Raw genomic sequence first — 7,715 nt, 5'->3', positions numbered from 1 at the left:
GTCCCCGCGGGCGGCGGGCCGTCCCGCGACGGCCGCCGGAACGGGCCCCGTGCCGGACGGCGGACCCGCCGGGCACGAGGAACGGGCACGGGTCCCGGGCGGTGCGCTCGCCCGGGTCCGTGCCCTGTCCGGCGCCCGGCGGGGAAGGATCACCCTCGCGTTGCTGCTCGGCACCCTCGCCCTGGGCAGCGCCGTCGGGCTCATGGCGACGTCCGGGTGGCTCATCTCCCGGGCCTCGCAGCAGCCGCCCGTGCTGTATCTGATGGTGGCCGTCACGGCGACCCGTGCCTTCGGTATCGGCCGGGCGGTGTTCCGCTACGCCGAGCGGCTCGTCGCGCACGACGCCGTCCTGCGCATGCTGGCCGACACCCGCGTCGCGGTGTACCGGCGCCTCGAGCGGCTGGCACCCGCCGGACTGCGCGGCGCCCACCGGGGCGACCTGCTCTCCCGGCTGGTCTCCGACGTGGACGCCCTCCAGGACTACTGGCTGCGCTGGCTGCTGCCGGCCGGCGCGGCCGTCGTGGTCTCCGCCCTGTCCGTCGGCTTCACCGCCTGGCTGCTGCCCGAGGCGGGCGCCGTGCTCGCGGCCGGACTGCTCGCGGCGGGCGCCGGTGTGCCCCTGCTCACCGGTGCCGTGGCCCGTCGTGCGGAGCGCAGGCTGGCACCGGCGCGGGGCGTCCTCGCGACCCGGGTGACCGACCTGCTCACCGGCACCGCCGAGCTGACCGTCTCCGGCGCCCTGTCCGCGCGGACCGCCGAGGCGCGCCGGGCCGACGGCACGCTCACCCGGATCGCCTCGCGCGCCGCCACCGCCACCGCGCTCGGCGACGGGCTCACGGCGTTGGTCTGCGGGCTGACCGTCGCGGCCGCCGCGCTCGTCGGCGTGGGGGCCGTGGCCACCGGCCGGCTGGACGGTGTGGCCCTCGCCGTCGTCGTCCTCACTCCGCTGGCCGCCTTCGAGGCCGTCCTCGGGATGCCGCTCGCCGTGCAGTACCGGCAGAGGGTGCGCCGCAGCGCCGAGCGCGTCCACGAGGTCCTGGACGCCCCGGTCCCCGTACGGGAGCCGGAGGCGCCCCGGCGGGCGCCCGCCTCGCCGTTCCCGCTCGTGGTCGAGGGGCTGGCCGCCCGGCACCCCGGACAGGACCGGGACGCGCTCGCCGGGGTGGACCTGACGCTGGAGAAGGGGCGCCGCATCGCGGTGGTGGGCCCGTCCGGCTCCGGGAAGACGACGCTCGCCCAGTCCCTGCTGCGGTTCCTGGACCCCGGCGCGGGCTCCTACACCCTGGCCGGCGTGGACGCCTGCGCCCTGGCCGGCGACGACGTACGGCGACTGGTCGGACTGTGCGCCCAGGACGCCCACCTCTTCAACAGCTCGGTACGGGAGAACCTGCTGCTCGCCAGGAAGGACGCGACCGAGGACGACCTGCGCGACGCGCTCGCCCGGGTCCGGCTGCTGGAGTGGGCCGACGGTCTGCCCGAGGGGCTCGACACGTTCGTCGGTGAGCACGGGGCGCGGCTGTCCGGTGGACAGCGGCAGCGGCTGGCGCTCGCCCGCGCCCTGCTCGCGGACTTCCCCGTACTGGTGCTGGACGAACCCGCCGAACACCTCGACCTGCCGACCGCGGACGCGCTCACCGCCGACCTGCTGGCCGCGACCGAGGGCCGCACGACGCTGCTCATCACCCACCGGCTGGCCGGTCTGGAGGCGGTGGACGAGGTCGTCGTGCTGGACGGGGGACGGGTGGTGCAGCGCGGACCGTACGCCGAACTCGTGGCGGCGGCCGGTCCGTTGCGGTCGATGGCGCGCCGGGAGGAGCGGGCGGGCCTCCTGGTGGCGGCGGGCTAGACCGGTGGGGTTCCGGCGTGCGACGGGGTGCCGGGTCCGGGGGCCCGGTGCGTGACGAGGCGTCAAGCCTGGAAGGGGAGACCGCTGTTCGGCGGTATCGCTGGTCCGTCCGGGGCCAGTGGTCCCCCATGTGTACGACGTGAACAGGACCGTGCGCCGGGGTGGGGGCCAGGATCGCAGTCATGCGCTTCACCCGCCGCCATCCGCTGCTCGTCGCCGTGACGCTGTGCGCGCTCGCCGTGCTCGCCGCCCGGCCCACCGAGGGAGACGGCGTCCCCGGCCACGACCCCGTGTCCGGCGTCGGCGCGGAGGTGGCGCGGCTGTACGAGGAAGCGGCGGCGGCGACGGAGCGGTACGAGGCCGGCCGGCGCGAGGCCGAGGAACAGCGGGCCAGGGCGCAGCGGCTGGAGGAACGGCTCGACCGCGAGCGGCGGGACCTGGCCGGGCTGCACGAGGACCTGGGGCGGATCGCGAGCTCCCAGTACCGGGACGGCGGTGGGCTGCCGCTCACCGCGCACCTGCTCCTCGCCGACGACCCGGAGCAGATGATGCGCGGTCAGCGTGTGGTCCGGCAGGCGGAGGCGTCGCTCGACAAGGCGATCGGCCTCAGTGAGCGGGCCGAGGCCCGGCTCGCCCGTGACGAGGCGAAGGCCGCGGCGGCGTGGAAGAGGCTGGAGAAGCGGAACACGGAACTCGCCGTCCTGCGGCGGGACATCGAGGCGAAGCTCGAAGCCGCGCGCTGGAAGCTCCAGGGCCAGGCGGACGCCTCCGTCGCGGCCGGGGCCTGCCGCGGAGCGGTCCGCCTCGGCCAGCCCCGGACGCGGTTCACCACCCGCTGGGTGGCGCCGGTGGAGACGTACGAGCTGTCCGCCTCCTACGGCCGCGGCGGCGCGCGGTGGGCGAACCGGCACACCGGGCAGGACTTCGCGGTGCCGATCGGCACACCGGTGCGGGCCGTGGGCGCCGGGACGGTGGTGAAGGTGTCCTGCGGGGGCGCCTTCGGCATCGAGGTCGTGCTCCGGCACGTGGACGGCTACTACACCCAGTACGCCCATCTCGCCGCCGTCGCCGTCGACCAGGGGGAGCGGGTGACGCCCGGGCAGTGGATCGGCCAGTCCGGCACCAGCGGCAACTCCACCGGACCGCATCTGCACTTCGAGGTGAGGGTCACGCCGGAGATGGGGTCGGCGGTGGACCCCGTGCCGTGGCTGGCGCGGCGCGGCGTGCCGCTCTGAGCGGCTACGGCCGTGCGTCCAGCAGCCGCTCGATCACCACGGCCACCCCGTCGTCGTTGTTGGCGACCGTACGGCCCGAGGCGGCGGCTATCACGTCCGGGTGGGCGTTGCCCATCGCGTAGGAACGACCGGCCCAGGTCAGCATCTCGACGTCGTTCGGCATGTCGCCGAAGGCGACGACCTCCTCGTGCGAGATGCCGCGCTCGGCGCAGCACAGGGCGAGCGTGCTGGCCTTGGACACCTCGGGTCCGCTGATCTCCAGCAGGGCGCTGGGGCTGGAGCGGGTGACGTTGGCACGGCCGCCGATGGCGAGCCGGGCCAGGGTGAGGAAGGCGTCGGGGTCGAGCTCGGGGTGGTAGGCGAGGATCTTGAGCACCGGCTCGTCGGCGGTGCGGGAGTCCGGTGCCAGCAGCTCCTCGGCGGGGGCGAGCGTGTCCGGGACCTCCAGGTGCAGCTTCGGATACGTCGGCTCCTGGTGGAAGCCGAAGGTCTGCTCCACGGCGTACACCGTGCCGGGAGCGGCCTCGCGCAGCAGTCGCACGGCGTCCAGCGCGTTCTTCCGGGGCAGCTCGCGCACCTTCACGAAGCGGTGGGCGCCGGGGCCGCCGTGCAGGTCGACGACGGCCGCGCCGTTGCCGCAGATGGCGAGACCGTGGCCGTGGACGTGGTCGCTGACGACGTCCATCCAGCGGGCCGGTCGACCGGTGACGAAGAAGACCTCGACGCCCGCCTCCTCGGCGGCGGCGAGCGCGGCGACGGTGCGCGGGGACACCGACTTGTCGTCGCGCAGCAGGGTGCCGTCGAGGTCGGTGGCGATGAGCCGCGGTCGCGTGGCGGCTGCCTGGGTATCGGGCTGTCGGGTCGCTGAGGTCACCCGGCCATTGTCCCGCATATGCCCGCACGACCGTGCGGGACTCCGCACATTTGAGTGATGACCGCCCTCACCAGCGTTCTTCCCCGCGCCCTCGGGACGACCGGGGTCAGCGCAGCTGCGCCGGTGCCTCCATGGCGATCCGTTCGAAGACCTTCTGGTCCGCGGCGAAGTCGGAGTCCGGGATGGGCCAGTGGATCACGATCTCGGTGAACCCCAGCTCGGCGTGGCGGCCCGCGAAGTCGACGAAGGCGTCCAGGGACTCCAGCGGACGGTTCCGGTCCGGGGTGAACCCGGTGAGCAGGATCTTGTCCAGCCCGGTCACGTCCCGGCCGAGCTCGGCGCAGGCGTCGGCCAGCCTCTCCGCCTGGCCGCGAAGGGCCTGAACCGACTGCTCGGGCGTGCCCTCCTCGTACAGCCGGGGGTCGCCCGTGGTCACCCACGCCTGTCCGTGGCGGGCCGCGAGCCGCAGCCCGCGCGGCCCGGTGGCCGCCACGGCGAACGGCAGCCGGGGCCGCTGCACACAGCCCGGGATGGTGCGCGCCTCGTGCGCCGCGTAGAAGTCACCCTCGTACGACACCGAGTCCTCGGTGAGCAGCCGGTCGAGCAGGGGCACGAACTCGGCGAAGCGGTCGGCGCGCTCGCGGGGCGTCCAGGGCTCCTGGCCGAGCGCCGTGGCGTCGAAGCCGGTGCCGCCCGCGCCGATCCCGAGCGTGACGCGGCCGCCGGAGATGTCGTCGAGGGAGATGAGCTCCTTGGCGAGGGTCACCGGGTGCCGGAAGTTCGGCGAGGTCACCAGCGTGCCCAGCCGCATCCGGTCGGTCACGGCCGCGGCGGCGGTCAGGGTGGGAACGGCGCCGAACCAGGGGCCGTCCCGGAAGCTGCGCCAGGACAGGTGGTCGTAGGTGTACCCCGTGTGGAAGCCGAGTTCCTCGGCGCGCACCCACGCCGAGCGGCTGCCCTCGTGCCAGCGGCGGTACGGGAGGATCACGGTGCTCAGGCGCAGAGTCATGCCATCGAGCCTATGCGGAGAACCGTGTTTCACGTGAAACGATCACGCTGCCCGCACTCCGTCTCAGTGATGGGCCGGAAACCTCAGATACCGGCTCGGTACGGCCCGGGTCAGCCAGACGCCGTTGGCACTCCTGTGGAAGACATGACCGTCACGGTGCATGGCGGCCGCGTCCACGGACAGGACGGCCGGTCGGCCCCGACGGGCGCCGACGCGGGCCGCCGTCCCGCGGTCGGCGGAGAGGTGCACGTCGTGCCGGTTCATGGGCCGCAGCCCCTCGACGCGGATCGCCTCCAGGTTCCGGGCGACGGTGCCGTGGTACAGGTACGGGGGCGGGACGGCCGGTGGCAGGCCGAGGTCGACACCGATGCTGTGCCCCTGGCTGGCGCGGATCCGGGTGCCCTCGACGGCGAAGCGCCGCTTGTCGTTGGTGGCGACGACGTGGTCCAGCTCCTCCCGGGTGAACCGGAAGCCGTGTGCGGACGCCGCGGCGATCAGTGTGTCGATCTCGACCCAGCCGCCCCCGTCGAGCGTGAGCCCGATCCTCGCGGGCTGATGGCGCAGATGCCTGGCGAGGTACTTCGACACCTTCACGGTGCGCCTCTCATCCATCCGTCCAGACTGCCGGGAGAGACACGCATCACGCGATCGATTTAGCTCCGGAGGTTTGATCCACAGCCAAGTGTGGTTATCCACAGGAGAATTGGCGTTGACTGTGGACAACCGACGTTCCCTGAAGGGGTGTTGTCGGCCGGATGCCCCTCGCCCACCCTCAGATCGGCGGCTTCACCCGCGCGACCCTCCGCAGCACCCCCGGCACCCACCGCGACAGCGCGTAGGCCGTCCGCGCCTCCGGGGTGACCGGCACCACCGCCTCGTCGCGCACCACCGCCCGCAGGATCGCGGCGGCGACCTTCTCCGGCGGATAGTTCCGCAGCCCGTACAGCCGCGCCGTCCGCTTCCGCAGTCGCCGCTCCTCCTCCGCGTCCACGCCCGCGAAGCGCGCGGTGGAGGTGATGGGGGTGTTCACGAACCCGGGGCACACCGCCGTCACACCGATGTCCCGGTCCGCCAGCTCCGCCCGCAGGCACTCGCTCAGCATCAGCACCGCCGCCTTGGACGTGCTGTAGGCGGGCAGCGCCCTGGACGGCTGGAACGCCGCCGCCGAGGCGACGTTGACGATGTGGCCGCCCTGTCCGCGCTCGGCCATCCGCCGCCCGAAGAGCCGGCAGCCGTGGATCACCCCCCACAGATTGACGTCGAGGACCCTCCGCCAGTCCTCCGGGGCGGTGGCGAAGAAGGAGCCGCCCAGCCCGATGCCGGCATTGTTCACCAGCACGTCCACCACGCCGTGCTCGGTGGTGACCCGTTCGGCGAGCTTCTCCATGGCCTGCTCGTCGGCCACGTCCGCCGTCTCCGCCCAGGCCGCCGCCGCTCCGCGACCGCGGGCCTCCCCGGCGGTGCGGGCCGCGGCCTCGGCGTCCCGGTCGACCGCCAGCACGCGCGCGCCCGCCTCCGCGAACGCGAGCGCGGTCGCCCGCCCGATGCCGCTGCCCGCCCCCGTGACCAGGACCAGCCGCCCGCCGAAGCGGTCGGCGTACCGGCCCGGAGCCGGCGCCTTCGGCACGCCGTCCTCCACGGACACGACGAAGTCGGAGATCCACGTGGCCAGCAGGTCGGGGCGGCTGCGCGGGACCCAGTGCTTCGCCGGGAGCGTCCGCCGGGTCAGCCGCGGCACCCACTCCTCGAGATCGTCGTGGAGCCGCTCGGAGAGGAACACGTCCTTCAGGGGCGTGATCAGCTGCACGGGCGCGTGCGCGTGGGCATCGGCGCGCGGCTCGCGCAGCCGACGGCGGACGTTGTCCCGGTAGAGCCAGGTGCCGTGGGCCGCGTCCGACGGCAGGGACGGGGTCGGGTAGTCGTCGCCGGGCACCCTCTCGGCGCGCTCCAGCATCCGCGGCCAGGCCTTGCCGAGCGGCCCGCGCCAGGCCAGCTCCGGCAGCACGGGCGTGTGCAGCAGGTAGATGTACCAGGACCTGGTGCCCTGGCCCAGCACCTGGCCGATCCGGCGCGGGGTCGGCCGTCTCGTCCGCCGCCGGATCCAGTGCCCGAAGTGGTCGAGCGACGGCCCCGACATCGACGTGAAGGAGGCGATCCGCCCCGCCGTGCGCCCGACCGTGACGAACTCCCAGGACTGCACCGAGCCCCAGTCGTGCCCCACCAGGTGCACCGGCCGGTCCGGGCTGACCGCGTCGACGACGGCCAGGAAGTCGTCGGTCAGCTTCTCCAGGGTGAACCCGCCGCGCAGCGGACGCGGCGCCGTGGACCGGCCGTGGCCCCGGACGTCGTACGCCACGACGTGGAAACGCCCGGCGAGCCGGGACGCGACCTCGGACCACACCTCCTTGCTGTCCGGATAGCCGTGCACCAGGACGACCGTCGGCCGCCCGTGCTCGCCCAGCTCGGCCACGCACAGCTCGACCCCGCCCGTACGCACCCGGCGCTCCCGCGCCCCCGCCCACACCGTCCCCGACAAGCCGTCACCCCTCGCGGTCGTGGCTGCGCTCCGTGTCCGTCACGTGACACGAGCGAATCTCGCAGTCGTCCACAGCCCCGTCAAGAGCGGATCCCGGGGCTGTGGACGACCCCGGGGAAGGAGGTGCCCCTACGGGCCTCTACAACTCCAGACGGACCCAAGACGGCCCTCCGGTCTGACGACCGCGGTGGTACGGGTCACTACCGTCGGGGACG

General features: G+C 74.2%; 6 protein-coding genes. 2 read left to right on the top strand and 4 right to left on the bottom strand.

The window, feature by feature from the left end; genetic code table 11:
- Together cydC and ABTY20_RS26380 are read left to right on the top strand one after the other, a co-directional pair.
- A partial coding sequence (gene cydC, locus ABTY20_RS26385) for a thiol reductant ABC exporter subunit CydC (RefSeq protein WP_351999542.1) occupies positions 1 to 1,846 on the top strand: 1,846 nt, incomplete at its 5' end.
- 182 nt (positions 1,847 to 2,028) lie between these two features.
- Positions 2,029 to 3,081 (top strand): M23 family metallopeptidase, encoded by a 1,053-nt coding sequence (locus ABTY20_RS26380; RefSeq protein ID WP_351999541.1) that lies wholly within the window; start codon positions 2,029 to 2,031, stop codon positions 3,079 to 3,081.
- A gap of 4 nt (positions 3,082 to 3,085) precedes the next feature.
- Here the strand turns inward: ABTY20_RS26380 and ABTY20_RS26375 are convergent, their stop codons facing one another.
- The 4 genes from ABTY20_RS26375 to ABTY20_RS26360 all read right to left on the bottom strand — a co-directional run bounded on the left by ABTY20_RS26375 (position 3,086) and on the right by ABTY20_RS26360 (position 7,500).
- The gene (locus tag ABTY20_RS26375) at positions 3,086 to 3,973 is read right to left on the bottom strand and encodes an HAD-IIB family hydrolase (RefSeq protein WP_351999540.1); all 888 of its coding nucleotides are present in this window, start codon (positions 3,971 to 3,973) and stop codon (positions 3,086 to 3,088) included.
- Positions 3,974 to 4,061: 88 nt separating this feature from the next.
- Entirely contained in the window at positions 4,062 to 4,964 is a 903-nt protein-coding gene (locus ABTY20_RS26370) for an LLM class flavin-dependent oxidoreductase (RefSeq protein WP_351999539.1), read from the bottom strand.
- A gap of 63 nt (positions 4,965 to 5,027) precedes the next feature.
- A complete protein-coding gene (locus tag ABTY20_RS26365; protein WP_351999538.1) occupies positions 5,028 to 5,576 on the bottom strand; it encodes an RNA 2'-phosphotransferase in 549 nt (182 codons plus the stop codon).
- Between the two features lie 160 nt (positions 5,577 to 5,736).
- Positions 5,737 to 7,500, bottom strand: coding sequence for an SDR family oxidoreductase (locus ABTY20_RS26360; protein ID WP_351999537.1), 1,764 nt, complete (start codon positions 7,498 to 7,500; stop codon positions 5,737 to 5,739).
- Positions 7,501 to 7,715 lie beyond the last annotated feature (215 nt).

The organism is Streptomyces sp. NPDC126497, from assembly GCF_040302425.1.
Lineage (GTDB): Bacteria > Actinomycetota > Actinomycetes > Streptomycetales > Streptomycetaceae > Streptomyces.
This window is presented reverse-complemented; position numbering and strand designations above follow the sequence as displayed.

What these genes read in the sequence shown, in the direction of transcription:
- ABTY20_RS26370 (WP_351999539.1), bottom strand. Translation starts at nt 4,964, where the DNA reads ATGACTCTGCGCCTGAGCACCGTGATCCTCCCGTACCGCCGCTGGCAC.
- ABTY20_RS26375 (WP_351999540.1), bottom strand. Translation starts at nt 3,973, where the DNA reads ATGCGGGACAATGGCCGGGTGACCTCAGCGACCCGACAGCCCGATACC.
- ABTY20_RS26365 (WP_351999538.1), bottom strand. Translation starts at nt 5,576, where the DNA reads ATGGATGAGAGGCGCACCGTGAAGGTGTCGAAGTACCTCGCCAGGCAT.
- ABTY20_RS26380 (WP_351999541.1), top strand. Translation starts at nt 2,029, where the DNA reads ATGCGCTTCACCCGCCGCCATCCGCTGCTCGTCGCCGTGACGCTGTGC.